General features: G+C 47.5%; 15 protein-coding genes. 3 read left to right on the forward strand and 12 right to left on the reverse strand.

Annotated features, from left to right (window positions below; genetic code table 11):
• Positions 1-237 precede the first annotated feature (237 nt).
• Positions 238-1,686, forward strand: coding sequence for a degradosome RNA helicase CshA (cshA, locus tag H2C83_RS15805; protein ID WP_376766372.1), 1,449 nt, complete (start codon positions 238-240; stop codon positions 1,684-1,686).
• Positions 1,687-1,782: 96 nt separating this feature from the next.
• On the opposite strand, the gene H2C83_RS15810 is transcribed toward cshA, so the two are convergent.
• The 9 genes from H2C83_RS15810 to hpaI form a co-directional block, all read right to left on the reverse strand.
• A complete protein-coding gene (locus H2C83_RS15810) occupies positions 1,783-2,172 on the reverse strand; it encodes a 5-carboxymethyl-2-hydroxymuconate Delta-isomerase (protein ID WP_181742172.1) in 390 nt (129 codons plus the stop codon).
• A 14-nt stretch (positions 2,173-2,186) separates the two neighbouring features.
• The gene (locus H2C83_RS15815; protein ID WP_181742148.1) at positions 2,187-2,954 is read right to left on the reverse strand and encodes a fumarylacetoacetate hydrolase family protein; all 768 of its coding nucleotides are present in this window, start codon (positions 2,952-2,954) and stop codon (positions 2,187-2,189) included.
• Positions 2,951-3,739, reverse strand: coding sequence for a fumarylacetoacetate hydrolase family protein (locus H2C83_RS15820; protein ID WP_181742149.1), 789 nt, complete (start codon positions 3,737-3,739; stop codon positions 2,951-2,953). The genes H2C83_RS15815 and H2C83_RS15820 overlap by 4 nt, the downstream gene beginning before the upstream one ends.
• A gap of 102 nt (positions 3,740-3,841) precedes the next feature.
• Positions 3,842-5,392: a solute symporter family protein gene (locus H2C83_RS15825; RefSeq protein ID WP_181742150.1), complete on the reverse strand. Its 1,551-nt coding sequence runs from the start codon at positions 5,390-5,392 to the stop codon at positions 3,842-3,844.
• A 3-nt stretch (positions 5,393-5,395) separates the two neighbouring features.
• On the reverse strand, positions 5,396-5,725 hold the full coding sequence (locus tag H2C83_RS15830) for a DUF485 domain-containing protein (protein WP_181742151.1): 330 nt from the start codon (positions 5,723-5,725) through the stop codon (positions 5,396-5,398).
• Positions 5,726-5,744: 19 nt separating this feature from the next.
• A complete protein-coding gene (locus tag H2C83_RS15835; protein WP_181742173.1) occupies positions 5,745-7,196 on the reverse strand; it encodes an aldehyde dehydrogenase family protein in 1,452 nt (483 codons plus the stop codon).
• Positions 7,196-8,086 carry an FAD synthetase family protein gene (locus tag H2C83_RS15840; RefSeq protein WP_181742152.1) on the reverse strand — a complete coding sequence of 297 codons (891 nt, stop codon included), beginning with the start codon at positions 8,084-8,086 and terminating at the stop codon, positions 7,196-7,198. Before H2C83_RS15840 ends, H2C83_RS15835 begins: the two co-directional genes overlap by 1 nt.
• Positions 8,087-8,121: 35 nt before the next feature.
• Entirely contained in the window at positions 8,122-9,615 is a 1,494-nt protein-coding gene (gene hpaE, locus H2C83_RS15845; RefSeq protein WP_181742153.1) for a 5-carboxymethyl-2-hydroxymuconate semialdehyde dehydrogenase, read from the reverse strand.
• Positions 9,616-9,682: 67 nt separating this feature from the next.
• Positions 9,683-10,588, reverse strand: coding sequence for a 2,4-dihydroxyhept-2-ene-1,7-dioic acid aldolase (gene hpaI, locus H2C83_RS15850; protein ID WP_181742154.1), 906 nt, complete (start codon positions 10,586-10,588; stop codon positions 9,683-9,685).
• Between the two features lie 247 nt (positions 10,589-10,835).
• Between hpaI and H2C83_RS15855 the strand changes: the two genes are divergently transcribed.
• Positions 10,836-11,711, forward strand: a complete 876-nt coding sequence (locus H2C83_RS15855) for a LysR family transcriptional regulator (protein ID WP_181742155.1) — start codon at positions 10,836-10,838, stop codon at positions 11,709-11,711.
• A gap of 159 nt (positions 11,712-11,870) precedes the next feature.
• Here H2C83_RS15855 and tdcB read toward each other — a convergent pair whose 3' ends face one another.
• Entirely contained in the window at positions 11,871-12,878 is a 1,008-nt protein-coding gene (gene tdcB / locus H2C83_RS15860; protein WP_181742156.1) for a bifunctional threonine ammonia-lyase/L-serine ammonia-lyase TdcB, read from the reverse strand.
• 1 nt (position 12,879) lies between these two features.
• On the reverse strand, positions 12,880-13,989 hold the full coding sequence (gene ald / locus H2C83_RS15865) for an alanine dehydrogenase (RefSeq protein WP_181742157.1): 1,110 nt from the start codon (positions 13,987-13,989) through the stop codon (positions 12,880-12,882).
• A gap of 172 nt (positions 13,990-14,161) precedes the next feature.
• Here ald and H2C83_RS15870 point away from each other — a divergent pair, with 172 nt between their 5' ends.
• Positions 14,162-14,422, forward strand: coding sequence for a hypothetical protein (locus H2C83_RS15870; RefSeq protein WP_181742158.1), 261 nt, complete (start codon positions 14,162-14,164; stop codon positions 14,420-14,422).
• Positions 14,423-14,523: 101 nt separating this feature from the next.
• Here H2C83_RS15870 and H2C83_RS15875 read toward each other — a convergent pair whose 3' ends face one another.
• Entirely contained in the window at positions 14,524-16,035 is a 1,512-nt protein-coding gene (locus tag H2C83_RS15875; RefSeq protein ID WP_181742159.1) for a cobyric acid synthase, read from the reverse strand.
• Positions 16,036-16,040: the final 5 nt, after the last annotated feature.

Raw genomic sequence — 16,040 nt, forward strand, 5'->3', positions numbered from 1 at the left:
TAAGATCTTGGAATAATTGGCAGGACAAAGGCACCCGAATGAACCCGGAATTCTGAAGGATAAACGAAGCGGTGGTTCCTCTTCTTCCTGGAGAAATTGGAACGCTTTCAAAAAGGTATAGCAAACCGGCAAACGTCAAAAAACTATGGATATACAAAACCACTCAGGGGGGACCATTTTGCCATGAAACCACCCGTATGCGTTTTTATACAGCAACCATTGAAAGGGGAACACACGTTGACGAAATTTAATGAACTGGGCCTGAGTCCCGCTATATTGGAATCCCTGAACAGGATGGGGTTTGAAGAGGCTACACCAATCCAGAAAAAGACCATTCCCATTGCCCTGGAAGGGCGTGACTTGCTGGGACAGGCCCAGACCGGTACAGGAAAAACAGCTGCTTTTGGGATTCCGTTAATTGAAAAAGCCTCCCCGGAACCGGATGGGGTCACAGGGCTTGTCATTACGCCGACACGGGAGTTGGCCATTCAGGTAGCAGAGGAGCTGAACCGGATTGGCCACGACAAGAAAGTTCGGGCTTTACCGATCTATGGCGGGCAGGATATCAACCGGCAAATCCGCTCTCTCAAAAAAAGACCGCAAATCATTGTCGGGACACCGGGCCGTCTCCTCGATCATATCCGCCGCCGCACGATTCGTCTCCAGACCATCCGTCTGGTGGTGCTGGATGAAGCGGATGATCTGCTGCAAATGGGGTTCATCGAGGATATTGAAACGATTTTGTCTGATATTCCGGAGAAGCAAACACTGCTGTTTTCGGCAACTGTCCCCCCGGATATCAAAAAACTTGCCGACAAGTTCATGACCAAGCCGGCAAAAATAAAAATCAAAGACAAAGAAATGACGATGCCAAACATTGAACAGGTTTACATTGAAATGGCTCCCAAACAAAAATTTGATGTGTTGTGCAACCTGCTCGATTTTCAGGCACCGGAACTTGCGATCGTCTTTGCCCGTACCAAAAAACGGGTGGATGAATTGACCGAAGGCCTTAACAAACGCGGATATTCTGCAGAGGGAATCCATGGAGATCTGTCTCAGGCCCGTCGGGAAACGGTTATTCGCCGTTTTAAGGATGGAACCATCGATATTATGGTGGCAACCGATGTTGCGGCACGCGGGCTGGATATCTCCGGTGTCACCCATGTCTATAATTTTGATATTCCTCAGGATCCCGAAAGCTATATCCATCGAATCGGAAGAACCGGACGCGCCGGGAAGACAGGGGTTGCCACGACCTTGACCACATTTCGGGAAATGGAACATCTTCGCCATATTGAACGGGTAACCAAACGGAAAATGACCCGCTGTTCCATTCCCACTCTGGCTGAAGTGATGGAAGGGCACCAACGGACCGCTATCGAAAACCTGATGACCGTCATTCAGGAAAACGACTTCCGCGACTATATCGAGTTGGCTGAAGAGTTGCTGGATCATACGGACTCCGTTACCCTTTTGTCGGCAGCATTGAAATTGATCACCAAAGAACCGGACAAGACGCCTGTTCACATCAGTGAAGATCCGTCTTTTCCCGGCAAAGGGAAAGGCAATCGGCAACGAAAAAAAACAGTCAAAGGGAAAAAAGGAAAAAACATTGCCGCCGCCAAACGCAAACCCAATATAAAGAAACGCCCCCAAGACAAACGAAAACAGAAGGCCAGGTAATTGCCGTGCACGGCAGGATTCCCTCGGAGCCTGGCAACTGCCATGGGCACCCACCTTGCTTGCCGAATAAAAAATCGAGAACGGAAAGTTCCCGATTCACTTTTTTCTGAAACGAGTATGAATATTATTGTGCTTGTATGTGCCAAAGCCGCCAAATTCAATCAGCTCCATCGACAGGGCCAGATAGCGTTTGGCGAACAGATCGGCAAAATGGCTCTTCATCACACCAAAAAGTTCATCACAGACCGCTTTCTTCACATACTCCGGCCGTCCGGCACCGATTTTTAAAATGGCATGGACAAACGCATCATCTTCCATCCCGTCGGCAATCCGGTAATCGTGCAGCTCAATTGCTCGCGAGCGAATACCGCCTGCAGGGAAGATATCATTGTGTGAAAGGAGGACAGCATGAATTTTTTCGAGCAGACCCGGGATATCCGCTTCTGTCCTGAGATTGTCTGTATATTCAACGATAAAATGTGGCATCATTTTCCTCCTTGTCAGGTTTTGCCGGTCGTTCCGGAAGGATGATCAGCGACAATCCGGTTGACCAGACGGCCAATGCCTTCAATCTCTGTGACAACTTCATCCCCCGCTTTGGTATCCACGACGCCTTCAGGGGTTCCGGTCAGAATCAGGTCGCCCTCACTTAGCGTCATAAAACTGCTCAAATAGGCAATCAACTCCGGAATCCCGAAAATCATGTCCCGGGTCGATCCTTCCTGCATCAATTTACCGTTTACATAGGTGCGCATGGCAAGATTCATGGGATCAGGCACATCTTCTTTATCCACCAGCCAGGGGCCAAGCGGTGTACACGTGTCGTGATTTTTGGCCCGCAAGTTCGGGCGGTAATAATTTTCCAAATAGTCACGAATTACGTAGTCATTGGCTACCGTATAGCCCCGGATATATTCATAGGCATTCTCGCTTTTGACATTGCGTGCGGTCCGTCCCATGACAACAGCCAGTTCACACTCGTAATGCATGTTTGTTACGTTGGCCGGACGGCGGGTCTTTGCACGGTGGCCGATAAAAGTGTTCGGGCCTTTCAGGAAAACCAGCGGTTCCGCTGGAGCCTTGAAAGAAAGTTCATTGGCATGGCCGGCATAATTCAGTCCCAGGGCAAATGCCGTCCGAGGTTGTACCGGAGGCAGCCAGACCACATCCGTTTCTTCAACGATCCGCCCATCATCCAGTCTCAGGTTCCCGTCTGCTTCCACTGCATAGTGAATAGCTCCGGAATACGCTACACGTGCCCGTTTCATACGCGAACCCCCATTACCAGTTCATGTTCCGGGATAACGGTATTTTCCAAACGGCCAACCCCATCAATTTCGATCCGTACCCGGTCACCTGCCTTTGCCAGCGGCGCCCCCTCCGGTACTCCCACCAGAAGGATGTCACCGGGATTGAGCGTCATAAACTCTGTAACATCTGCAATCAGGCGCCGGACCGGGCGAATCAGGTTTTCGGTCGTATTTTCCTGCTGCAACTTGCTATTAATAAACACACGAATTCTCAGGGAATCCGGGTTCACTACAGCATCACGCTCCATCACCCAGGGCCCCAGGGGACAGAAACCATCACGCGCCTTCTCTTTAATGGCCGGGCGATACAAGCTTTTATGCGGAATACTGACATCATTGGCCACGGTGTAACCGGCCACATACGCCAATGCCTCCTTTTCCCTCACCCGTGTGGCTCTGCTGCCGATGACAACCCCCAGAGCTGCACCGATCTCCAGTTGAGGTACGCCTTGCGGCAATGGAATCGGCATGCCGTAACCAATCACGGTATTGGCCGGTTTGATGTATAAAACCGGGGCTTTGGGCGGTGCAAGATAAGGCGCCTCGTTCACCTCATTTCCCAGTGCCTCAAGTGCTCCTTTATAATTCAGCAATGTCCCGTAAACCGTTCCCGATACGGGAGCGTCCCAGGGCAGGCAATCCATATGGTACCGGTTGCCGCCTAAACCAACGGCATTGCCTGTCAGGTCCACATCGGCTTCACAGGTTGGGGCAACTCCGCGCAGACGGAACTTTGCCTTCATTTCTGTTCACTCCTTTGGCAATGCTGGATTCTCAAAGTGAGGGCAAGAATGGATATAATGCGATGATGAATTTGTCTGTAAACATACCTTTTGTTTTTCAAGTCAGTTATTGTCAGGGCTATTGGTTCTATAGCGGATATTGGATCGGACCAATATCTCCTCAAAATTCCCTGTCATGCTTGTTCGGTTTGAGAGGATTGTCCCGACATAGGCTCCTAAAAACCCGAGGGGAATCGAAACAATTCCCGGAGAGGTCAAGGGGAAGATGGGCGTACCGACCAGGATGGCCTCCCCTGGCACCGGACTCCATACGTTTGGGCTTAAGGCCACCAGCAAGATCGTTCCAAACAGGCCGACCAGCATTCCGGAAATAGCACCGGTTGTATTGAATCGCTTCCAATACAGGGTGAAAACAATTACGGGCAGATTGGAACTGGCCGCTAGTGTAAAAGCAAGCGAAGACAGGAAGGCCACGTTTTCATTTTGCAGAAACAGGGCCAGTACAACCGAAAGAAGAGTTACCCCGACAGAAGCGAAGCGGGCCATGCGAATCTGCTCCCGATCACTTGCTTTTCCGCTTTTAATAATTTCATTGTAGAAATCGTGGGAAAAAGCCGTTGCACTGGTCAGCACAATGCCTGCCACGACTGCCAATATGGTTGCAAACGAAACAGCCGAGATAAAAGCAAACAGGAAATTGCCACCCAGCATTTTGGCCAGGATGGGAGCAGCCATGTTTCCGGCCGGATTGGCTGCGACGATTTGCTCAATCCCTACAAACCGGGCTGCTGCAAAGCCCAGAAATACGACCATCACATAAAACAGACCGATAAACCAGATGGAATAGACGGCAGACTTGCGGGCTGTTTTCGCGTTGGGAACCGTCAGAAACCGGATCAGGATGTGAGGAAGTCCGGCAGTTCCCAACACCAGGCCAAGGGTTAGCGAAAAAGGATCAAGGCCGCTTGTATATTTTACCCCTGGCTCCAGATAGGCTTCCTTCAGAGGGGTGGCTGTTTTCATTTGTTCAAAAATAGCCAGGATATTAAAATCAAATTTGGCCATCACCATAAGAAAGAGCAGCAGGGTACCGCCAAGCAACAGAATGGCTTTGATAATCTGAACCCAACTTGTGGCCCGCATTCCCCCAAAAAAGACAAAAATCAGCATTAAGGTACCGACAATAAAAACAGAGGCAACATAATGAATATCCAGCAGGATCTTGAATAATGCACCCGCCGCCACCAGCTGGGCAATCATGTAAATGATCGAAATAGCAATGGTGTTAAAGGCTGTAACAGCCCGAACTTTTTTTAACTGAAACCGCTCCGAGATCATGTCCGCCAGTGTATACTTGCCGAGATTGCGCAGCGGTTCTGCTACCAGGAACAGGACAACCAGATAAGAAACGAGCGCTCCGTAGATGAGAAAAAAACCATCATATCCGACAATGGATACCGCTCCAATCAATCCCAGAAAGGAAGCAGCCGACATAAAATCCCCGGCGATGGCCAGCCCATTTTGCCAGCCGGTCAGTTCCCCGTTTGCCGTGTAAAAATGATCGGGATTTTTGGATCTTTTGGCAGCAACATAGGTAATTAAAAGCGTACCTGCCACAATTAACGAGAAGAGCACAATAACCTGTGGATCCATCTCCTAACTCCTTTCTATTTCCTGTAGAATTTGCTGCCTTATCTCATCAAACCGGGCCGCTTTTTTCATATACAGATGACAGACGGCCCACGTCATGGCAAATTGGGCAAAAGCAAATATCCACGCCCAGGAGATGGCGCCGATTGCAGGTCTTGTCAGGATATCGGTATAAAAGGCCAGGATTGGAAGCAACAGGGCAAAACTGGTAAAAAAGATTGTCATTGAAATAATGAACCGTTTCTTGGCAGCAAGCAATTTCTGAAACGCCTCAGATTCGGCAATTTTCGCATAATTGTATTGTAATCCATCCTTCTTTCCGTTTATTTTATCCATATCCTTGACTCCATCCTGATTATTTTTCATAGTGGTGAAATACCACCAATTTCAGTTCGGTCATTTCCCTGATCGCATATTTGATCCCTTCCCGGCCCATGCCACTGTCCTTCACACCGCCATAAGGCATGTGATCCACACGGAAGGTCGGGATGTCATTGATCATGACTCCGCCTACCCGCAGCTTTTCAGCCGCCAGCAAGGCATGCTGCATCTTGTCTGTATAGATTCCTGCCTGCAGCCCATACCGCGAATTATTCACCTGTTCGATTGCTTCCTCCACTGTTCTGAATTTGCTGATGACTGCAATCGGGGCAAATGCTTCCTCGCATGATACTTTCAATGAAGGATCTGCATTTAATAGCACCGTAGGGTAAAGGATATTCCCCTCTGCTTTTCCGCCGATGGCCACTTTTGCCCCGTGTTGCACAGCCTCTTTGATCCAGGCCAGCGAACGGGTCAGATCTTTTTTGGATATCAGGGCTGAAATGTCTGTTTTCGGGTCAAGTGGGTCGCCTGTTTGCAGCTTCACTGTTTCTTTGACAAACTTTTCTACAAAAGATTCATACAAGCTTTCGTGGACATAGATCCGCTGTACGGAGATACATACCTGCCCCTGAAATGAATAGGCCCCCTTCACACAACGGGCCATCACCTTGTCCAGATCAGATCCCTGATCAATAATGACCGCCGAATTGGAGCCCAATTCCAGCGTTACACGCTTCAGCCCGGCTTTATTCCGGATCTCAAATCCGACAGAAGGACTGCCTGTAAAAGTAATGGCAGCCAGGCGAGGATCGGTTACCAATTGATCGCCCACAGTTCGCCCGCTGCCGGTTACAACATTGAAGGCTCCGGCAGGCAAATCCGTCTCCTCCAGCAATTCTGCGAGAAAATAAGCAGACAGGGGTGTTTGGGAAGCTGGCTTCAGGACAATGGTATTCCCGGATGCAATAGCCGGGCCCACCTTGTGGGCAACCAGATTCATGGGAAAGTTAAAAGGTGTAATCGCTCCGATGACCCCGATCGGCTCCCGGACAGTAAAAGCCAGCCTGTTTTCCCCTCCCGGCGCCGCATCCAGCGCCAGTGTTTCCCCATGAATCCGCTTGGCTTCTTCGGCGGAAAATTTATAGGTTTGAATCGTGCGTGCCACTTCTTCCCTGGCGGTTGCAATCGGTTTGGCCGCTTCCATGGCAATCAATCGTGCCGCTTCCTCTTTCTTCTGTTCCAGTTTTTCTGCCAATTCTTCAATAATTTCCGCACGTTTGTAAGCAGGCAGTTGAGCCATTTCTTTTCTGGCCCGCTCTGCCGCTGCAATCGCCTCATTGACTTCTTCTTCATTGGCTGATGGGACAACTCCAATTACTTCTTCGGAGTATGGAGAAATGACAGATTGATACCGGGCAGCCTTTTTCCATTTTCCGTTGATAAACAAATCTTTTTTCATAAGCGGATTTCCTTTCTCTTTCATCAAATGATGAACTCCTCTTCGGCAAAACAGGGATCCCGGCTGTGGATTTCGTGTTCTTTCCCAAAAAGAGGCTGAATCCACCTTAGCCGGACACGTTGCTCAGTCGGCGCCACCAAACTGCCGGAGATTTGAACCAGAAACTCGCCGGAATTGACAAAAGTTGAAATCTGGTGGCAAACCCCTTTGCAGCTTTGCTGGCCGATGTTCAATTCAATCTGGTAGACACCCGGTTTCGGCAGCAGAACATCCTGATCCACCATCATTTTTATAAATTGGTATTTTCCATGGAAAAGCGTAAAACTTTTTACCGTCCCGATCGCTTCATGGTAACTCCCGAGATAATGGGGAATCCGATCGACCTTGCCCAGAGAAACCAGTCGCCGGATGGCAGTAGAACTGATTTTCTCCTGACCGTACGTTATTTTCGGGATGGTGATCACGGCAAATTTCCCCCGCCCGGTTCGGGTAAGCCGTTCCATATGTCCTTGCGCCTTGCAGCCGTAACGGAAATCATAGCCGGCAACAACATGTTTGCATTTGAGCCCGAGAATATATTGCTTTACAAATTTTTCCGAAGAAAGGCGTGCAAAACCGGAGTCAAACCTGATGACATACAGTTTTTCCACCCCCAGCTTCTGCAATCGTTCCGCTTTTACAGCCAGTGGAGTCAGAACTTTTACAGAAGCACCATGCACAATCTGCCTGGGATGGGGGAAAAATGTCATCACGGCAAATGTCAACTTTTTCCGTTTTGCAATCTCTCTGGCCGTTTGGAGCAAATGACGGTGTCCGAGATGGACACCATCAAAAAAGCCAGGCGCCAGGAGACAAGGTTTAGCTTTAGACAAAACCACTTCCGAAACAGGATGGGTTATCTGAATTGTTTTCATATGAACCCCTGCCTTGATCCGGCTGTAATGTATCATCAGGATTTTTTTGTTTTTGTTCCAAACCGGGGAATGGGATGATCGCCGATCGCAACATGGATCACCTGGGGTTCGGTATAAAATTCAAAACTGTAATGGCCTCCCTCACGGCCGATTCCACTATACTTTGAACCGCCAAACGGGGTGCGCAAATCCCTTACATTCTGCGAATTGATCCAGACCATCCCGCTGTCGATCGCCTGGGCAATCCGGTGCGCCCGCTTGATATTACTGGTCCACACATAAGCAGCCAGTCCATAAATGACATCGTTTGCCATCCGGATCACTTCCTCCTCGCTTTCAAAAGGAATGACTGCCAGCACCGGACCAAAAATTTCTTCCTGGGCTACACGCATGTTATTGGTGCAATTCAACAAAAGCGTCGGTGCAATATAATTTCCTTTTTCAAATTCCGCCGGGACAGTGCCGCTGACCACTTCTGTCCCTTCTTCGCGGGCAGTCTGGATATAATTCATGACAGTTTGCCAATGTTTGCGATGAATCAACGGGCCCACTTCCGTATCGGGATCCATGGGGTCCCCGACAACAATCTGATCAACCCGTTCTTTCAACGCGGAAACAAACCAGTCCATGATGGAGTGATGGACAAATAACCGGGAATTGGCTGTACAGCGTTCTCCATTAAATGAGAAGATTCCCCAGACAACGGCATCGAGCGCTTTTTCCAGATCGGCATCAGGAAAGATAATGGCCGGTGATTTTCCGCCCAATTCCATGGAATACCGCTTCAGTGTATTGGCACCATTTTTCATAATTTCCGAACCGGTTTTTGTCTCCCCTGTAAAGGAGATCAACTGCACACCCGGATGCGCAACGAGAGCGGCACCGGCTGTTTCGCCAAACCCATGGACCACATTGAATACACCTTTTGGCAAACCGGCTTCATCAATGATTTGCGCCAGTTTGTTCGCCGTAAGCGGTGACCATTCCGCAGGTTTTAATACGCAGGTGTTTCCCGTGGCAAGGGCCGGAGCCACTTTCCATGTTGACAGCATGAACGGAGCATTCCACGGAGTAATCAGGCCGGCGACACCCAGCGGCTTGTGAACCGTATAGTTTACAAATGAGTTTTCAACCTGATACGTCTCGCCAACCAGCCGGCTGTTTACCATCTGTGCATAAAACCGGAAATTTTCTGCTGCCCGGGCTGCCTGCTTTCTTGTCTGGCTGATGGGCAGGCCGGTATCGAGGGATTCCAGTTCGGATACTTCTTCGGCATTCTCATCAATTAAATCGGCAATCCGGACAATATATTCCAGGCGCTCTTTAACGCTCATCGTACGCCAGGGGCCATGGTCAAAAGCTTCACGCGCCGCAGCCACCGCCAGAGCAACATCTTCTTCAAAGCCTTCTGCTACTTTGTTTATGACTTCATTCGTAGCGGGATTGACATTCGCAAAACTTTTACCGGCAACGCCTTCGACAAACTGGCCATTGATATAGTGGAGAACGTTATCCAATTGACCTTCCATTAGATTTCCTCCTGTAAATGATCGGATTTAGGGGCATATTGAAAAGGTTATGTTTTTTCCGGAATGTCTACAGAAGCCCATAGGAATAAAGAGTCTGGCGAATTTCCTCCTGCAAGGCTTCTGAAGGCGGCCCCATCGGCAGCCTTAACACCGGATTGATTTTTCCCATCATGCCAAGCGCTGTCTTTAGCGGTGCAGGGTTGGTATCTTTGAACAGTACATCATTAAGCGGCATCAGCTTGTAATGAAGAGTGAGCGCCTTTTCCACTTCCCCGGCTGTCCAGTAATTGTAAAGATCGGCTACTTCTTTCGGACAGACATTGGCTGTAGCGCTGATCTGCCCGGCTCCTCCAATGGCAAGCATGGGATAGCACAACAGCTCTATTCCGGAATAAAGAAGAAAATCGCGGCCACAATGGAGCAACACACGATTCACATGTTCAAAATCCTTATTGGATTCCTTTACTCCAATGATATTCCGGCAATCTTCCGCCAATCGGGCCAGCGTTTTCACTTCCAGATTGGTCGCCGTTCGGCCGGGAATGTTATAAATAATGATCGGAATATCCACGGAATCGGCCACAGTCTTGAAATGGCGATACAGCGCCTGCTGGTTCGGTTTGTTATAGTAAGGGACAATAACCAGAGCCGCATCTGCCCCCATCTCCTGGGCCCGTTTGGTCAAATGCAGCGTTTCCGCATGATTGGTGGAACCGGTACCCGGAACAACCGGAACTCGTCCGGCTGCTGCCTTGATCGCTGTTTCCATGACCAACTCCCGCTCTTCAATGGTCAGCGAACTTGGTTCTCCCGTTGTCCCCGTAACCGAGATGGCATGGGAACCACTTTCAATATGCCAGTCAATCAGTTTTTCAAGTGTCTTCGTATCCACATTCATCTGCTCATCAAAAGGAGTTACAATCGGAGCAATCGAGCCCCTTAATTTCTGCCTGGCCTCGTCAAAAACGGACATCCTTCTGTTCCTCCCATCCTGTGCTTCCTATGCTTAACTGCCCTTCCCATTATCAAAAATTGAATATTTCAGGTTCGATATCAAGAAAGTTAAAATCATCCAATTTTAACTTTCATATAAAAAACTATTTCATTAAAATAACTTGAAATCTCGTTTATTCACAATATATCATATATTATGATAATTGAGAAATATTAAATTAATATATGTTATATATTTAATTTGTATTCAAAAGGAGGGCCGGTCATTGGACATTAAGCAGCTTCGTTATTTTTCTACTGTTGTTGAAGAAGGGCAAATTACACGCGCCGCCAAAAAACTTCACATGGCCCAACCACCGCTAAGCCAGCAACTGAAATTGCTGGAAGAAGAACTTGGACTTCGTTTATTTGAGAGGAATGGAAGAAATCTGGAAGTGACTGATGCAGGAAAGATTCTGTATAAAAGGGCAAAAGAAATCCTGCACAAGATGGAAGAAACCATTAAAGAAGTAAAAGACACTGGTGCAGGGCTGAGAGGAACGTTATCCATCGGAACGGTAAAATCATGCTTCTCCTATATTCCAGACAGACTCCGTTATTTTCGGGAGAAATACCCGTTGGTTACTTTTCGCCTGATTGAAGGAGATTCCTACCGTCTGGCCCATTATATCAAAAACCGGGAGATTGAACTGGCAATCATCCGGCTCCCTCTGGATATCACTGATTTTGATTCCCTCCCACTCCCCATGGATCACTTTGTCGTGGTAATGCCTGAAAAATGGAGTACCCACACAAACATTCAAATGAAAGAACTGGCCGATATCCCGCTGATGCTGCTGCAACAATTCAAAGGCATCGGACTGTATGAAATCGTAGTCGACAAGTGCAGAAAACACGGCTTTGAACCACAGGTTATCTGTGAATGTCCCGATGCATCCATGCTGATCTCCCTTGTCAAATCAGGCATTGGGGCAACCCTGCTCCCAGAATCGGCATTTCCCGCATTGGATGCAACCGGAATCAAAATCATGAACATCAATGACGAAGCATTCATCTCCGAATCCGCCATCATCTGGCCAAAAGACCGCTATCTCTCCAAAAAAGCGGTCCGTTTTATCGAGACGTTTAAAAAAGTTGAATAGTTATGGCTCGTATCACAGGATAAATTCTATGATAATTTTTTTATTTTAATATAATAAAAATTAAAAAATCTATAAAATCAATCTTTACCCATTGGATTCCCTTAAAGAAGCCAAGGAGTTTTTCGTTTCCCTGGCTCCAATAATTTCTTTATATGGTATTTAAACCGATTTCAATTCATTCGCAACAAAGAAATGTTCGCATACATTTGAAATGCGTTGTAAATCTACATTTCCACCTGATACAATCGCTACTACTCTTTTTCCTTTGGTATATTTATCTATTTTCCCTGCAAGGAGGGCAGCCGTAGCTAACGCTCCGGCTCCTTCTACAACGGCTTTGGCACGTTGCAGCAAGTCTTTCATGGCTACTTCAATTTCGCCTTCCGAGACTGTTACGATATCATCCACCAGTTCCCTGACAATCTCGAAGGTCAAGTCTCCCGGTATTTTAACTGCACATCCATCGGCTATGGTTGGTGCTATATAGTGTTCCGTAATTTCTCCTTTATCATAAGAAGCTTTCATCCCGTGAACATGATCCGCCTGGACACCGATCACATGGATGGAAGGATTAAAAGATTTGAGTGCAACTGCAACTCCTGAAACAAGACCTCCTCCACCAATAGGAACAATGACCGTATCAACATCCCACATATCATCAAGAATTTCCAAACCAATGGTTCCCTGGCCAGCCATAACCTCTACATCATCATATGGATGCAAGTAGGTTTCTCCTGTTTCCTGGATAATTTCTTCACATTTCGCCTTGGCATCGTCAAAGGTATCCCCATATAAAACAACTTCAGAACCATATCCTCTTGTTGCATCAACTTTAGCCTGTGGCGCAGTTGTTGGCATAACAATTTTACTTCTGATCCCAAGCAAGTGGGAAGATAATGCAACGCCTTGCGCATGATTGCCGGCGGAACAGGCAATTACTCCGCGTACTTTTTCCTCTTCTGTCAAATTTGAAATTTTATTGAATGCGCCGCGAAACTTGAATGATCCGGTCAACTGCATATTTTCCAATTTCAAATAAATTTCTCCGCCCGTTCTGCTTGTCAGATAAAACGATTTCACAAGGGGAGTCTTGCGATGATTTCCCAAAAGAGTGTTTCGGGCTTTTTTTACATCATTAATGGAAAGAGGCAAATGTTTGTCAATCATTTTATAACACCTCTTCCAGTGGTTTGTAATCCAGGCCCAAGGTTTTTCCCAGATTTTCATAAGTAATGGTTCCTTTATAGATATTTATCCCCGATGCGATAACCGGATTGTTTTTAATTGCATTTTCCAACCCGTTGCTGGCAATTTCCATCAAGTATTCAATACTGCCATTTGACAACGCCATAGTGGCAGTACGCGGGGTAGCGCCGGGCATATTTGGTACGGCATAATGCAATACACCATGTTTGATGAATACAGGATCATCATGGGTTGTATAGTGCTCAATCGTTTCTACCGTACCGCCCTGGTCAATGGCAATGTCAACGATAACGCTTCCAGGTTTCATTGATCGAACCATATATTCTTTAACAATTTTTGGCGGTTTGGAACCCGGGATCAGGATGGTTGAAATAAACAGATCGGCGTCCTTGATTTGTTTCTCCAGATTCTCAGTGTTCGATTCAATCACATCAACCGGATCATTTTTATATTTTTCTTTCAAGTAAGCGATTTGTTTTTTGTTTATTTCTAAAATAGTTACATGGCAACCGATTCCAATGGCGATATCACACGCATTAATCGCTGCATTACCTCCACCTAAAATGACAACCTTCCCTGCAGGAATCCCCTCAATTCCTGATAATAAAATTCCTTGCCCCTGATGTTGTTTTTCCAGATAATAGGCTCCCATAAACACTGCACGGCGACCGGCGATTGCGCTCATCGGCTTTAACAGGGCAAAAACGCCATCCTTGCTGATGGTTTCCGCTGCAATTGCAGTTGTTCCCGCATTTTTCATTGCTTCAACACATTCTTTTGAGGCTGCCAGATGCAAAAATCCCCATACAACAAGATTTTTTTTGAAATAGCGATATTCCGGCTCCAATGGTTCCTTCACTTTCACGAGCAAATCAACATCCCAGACTTCTTCCTGAGTAACAATGCTCGCGCCTGCATTCACATATTCATCGTTTGCATAACCTGAACCCAGACCCGCATCTTTTTGTACTAAAACCTGATGCCCTGCTGCAACCAACTTTTGAACATTTTCCGGGGTCATTCCGACACGAGCTTCTCCAGCCTTGATTTCTTTAACTACTCCAATTTTCATGCCAACACACCCTTTTAAAAATTTATTTTGCCAACCCATATTCTATACATTAATTCTCTCCAATAAATTAGAAATATATACCAATAAATAAACTGATACGGTCAAAAACATCTATAATGCAAGGGTTTTCTTTATTTAATAAATAAAATCCAACCCGTTTCATGTTAACGAGTTGGATTTTATTGAAATAAACGTATTCATAACTATAGAGACGAAACTGGAACATATCGGGAAAAAGGACGAACGGGGGTTAATTGATCATAAATCTGTAAAAAAACAAAAGTTTTTTAAAAGTTTCAAACAAATTTGCTGCTTATCTGGTGACACCAGGCTTTCCCAAGCCGGGATTTCAGGTTTCTGCCCTTTCTGGCCACCTTGGTCACATCTCCTGCTTTCTGTCAAACCCTTTGCCAAAGCAATGGCTTCTCCGTGAAAGTGGTACCTATCCTTACAAGCAAGGCGGAGACGGAACAGAGTCCCAAAAATCATTTTCCTGAACATGTTTTTCTACAGTCTGAGGCTGACATGTTTTTGTCAGCCTCTTGTTATCGATGAAAGACCCATCATCTCCTTCACTTTCTCCATATCTACATACTCGCGAATCCATTGGGACAGGAACGCATAGACTTCTTCTCTGGATTCGTGTCTGTCCGGACAATTTTCTTCCAGCTGTGGCAAGCCTTTTTTCTGGCGGAGCCGGTTGATCCATTTCCTTGTAAAAGAAGCGTTGTCAAAAATGCCATGCAGACAGGTGCCCCACACCTCTCCTTCTTCAGAAACCGCACCGTCTGTGCGGCCATCCGACAACTTGAAAAGTGGAGAGGCTCCGGCAAACAACCAGGTCCGGCCCAAATGGATTTCATAGCCTTCAACCGGGTCCGAACCGCCCCAGCCGACTAATGGCTTTCCCTGGATGCGCACGGTCTGTTTACCTGGTACAAATCGGGTTTCAATCGGGAGAAGTCCCAAACCGTCCTGTTCTTTCCGGTCTGATTCCACACCATCGGGATCAAGCAGTTTTTTCCCCAGCATCTGATAACCTCCGCAAATGCCAATTACTGCGCTTCCCTGATCCTTCAGCAGGAGAATCTCCTTTGCCAGTCCCGTCGCCTTCAGCCAGTACAGGTCATCCATCGTGTTTTTCGTTCCGGGAAGGATGATGATATCCGACTGTCCCAGTTCACGGACCGATTTGACATATCGAACCGATGTATCTGCCAGGTTCATCAGCGGAAGAAAATCGGTAAAGTTGGAAATGCGCGGGAAGCAGATGACTGCCACATCCAGACCGGCCATTCCCTTTTTGTTCGCTTTAGACCCAAGCGTGGCAAGCGACATGGAATCTTCCGGATCGACGCCGGTTTCCACATGGGGGAGGACTCCCAGCACAGGAATACCCGTCTTTTTTTCCACCCATTCAATCCCCGGGTCCAACACCTCTTTGCTGCCGCGAAATTTATTGATGATCACTCCCTTTACGCGGGCCCGCTCTTCCGGTTCAAGCAGTTCGAGCGTTCCCACGATGGAGGCAAACACTCCTCCGCGTTCAATGTCGGCTACCAGCAGCACGGGAGCATTAGCCATGCGGGCAATCCTCATGTTGACAACGTCACGGTTTTTCAGGTTAATCTCCGCCGGGCTTCCCGCCCCTTCGATAACCAGAATTTCATATTTCCGGGACAGCCGCTCAAGGGACTCGCGAATCGGGGCCAGGACCTGATCCAGCAAGGGGCCACGGTACGAACGGGCATCAACATCGGCAAAATGGCGCCCGTGCACAATCACTTCAGAGACCATTTCTCCCTTCGGTTTCAGGAGAACAGGGTTCATATCCACGGTTGGTTCAATTCCGGCTGCTTCCGCCTGGACAGCCTGGGATCGGCCAATTTCCCCTCCATCCAGTGTCACATAGGAGTTGAGGGCCATATTTTGCGATTTGAATGGGGCAACCCGGAAGCCTTCTTCCAGGAAATAGCGGCAAAAAGCAGTACTTACCACGCTTTTTCCGACATCAGAAGCAGTTCCCTGCAACATAATCGCCTTCATGTTTC

Source organism: Thermoactinomyces mirandus (genome assembly GCF_013868055.1).
Lineage (GTDB): Bacteria > Bacillota > Bacilli > Thermoactinomycetales > Thermoactinomycetaceae > Thermoactinomyces > Thermoactinomyces mirandus.

Coding starts and splice junctions, on each gene's coding strand:
- H2C83_RS15820 (WP_181742149.1), bottom strand. CDS start 3,739: ATGAAGGCAAAGTTCCGTCTGCGCGGAGTTGCCCCAACCTGTGAAGCC.
- H2C83_RS15810 (WP_181742172.1), bottom strand. CDS start 2,172: ATGCCACATTTTATCGTTGAATATACAGACAATCTCAGGACAGAAGCG.
- tdcB (WP_181742156.1), bottom strand. CDS start 12,878: ATGATTGACAAACATTTGCCTCTTTCCATTAATGATGTAAAAAAAGCC.
- H2C83_RS15840 (WP_181742152.1), bottom strand. CDS start 8,086: ATGAAAACAATTCAGATAACCCATCCTGTTTCGGAAGTGGTTTTGTCT.
- H2C83_RS15835 (WP_181742173.1), bottom strand. CDS start 7,196: ATGAAAGAGAAAGGAAATCCGCTTATGAAAAAAGATTTGTTTATCAAC.
- hpaE (WP_181742153.1), bottom strand. CDS start 9,615: ATGGAAGGTCAATTGGATAACGTTCTCCACTATATCAATGGCCAGTTT.
- hpaI (WP_181742154.1), bottom strand. CDS start 10,588: ATGTCCGTTTTTGACGAGGCCAGGCAGAAATTAAGGGGCTCGATTGCT.
- H2C83_RS15815 (WP_181742148.1), bottom strand. CDS start 2,954: ATGAAACGGGCACGTGTAGCGTATTCCGGAGCTATTCACTATGCAGTG.
- H2C83_RS15875 (WP_181742159.1), bottom strand. CDS start 16,035: ATGAAGGCGATTATGTTGCAGGGAACTGCTTCTGATGTCGGAAAAAGC.
- H2C83_RS15825 (WP_181742150.1), bottom strand. CDS start 5,392: ATGGATCCACAGGTTATTGTGCTCTTCTCGTTAATTGTGGCAGGTACG.
- ald (WP_181742157.1), bottom strand. CDS start 13,989: ATGAAAATTGGAGTAGTTAAAGAAATCAAGGCTGGAGAAGCTCGTGTC.
- H2C83_RS15830 (WP_181742151.1), bottom strand. CDS start 5,725: ATGGATAAAATAAACGGAAAGAAGGATGGATTACAATACAATTATGCG.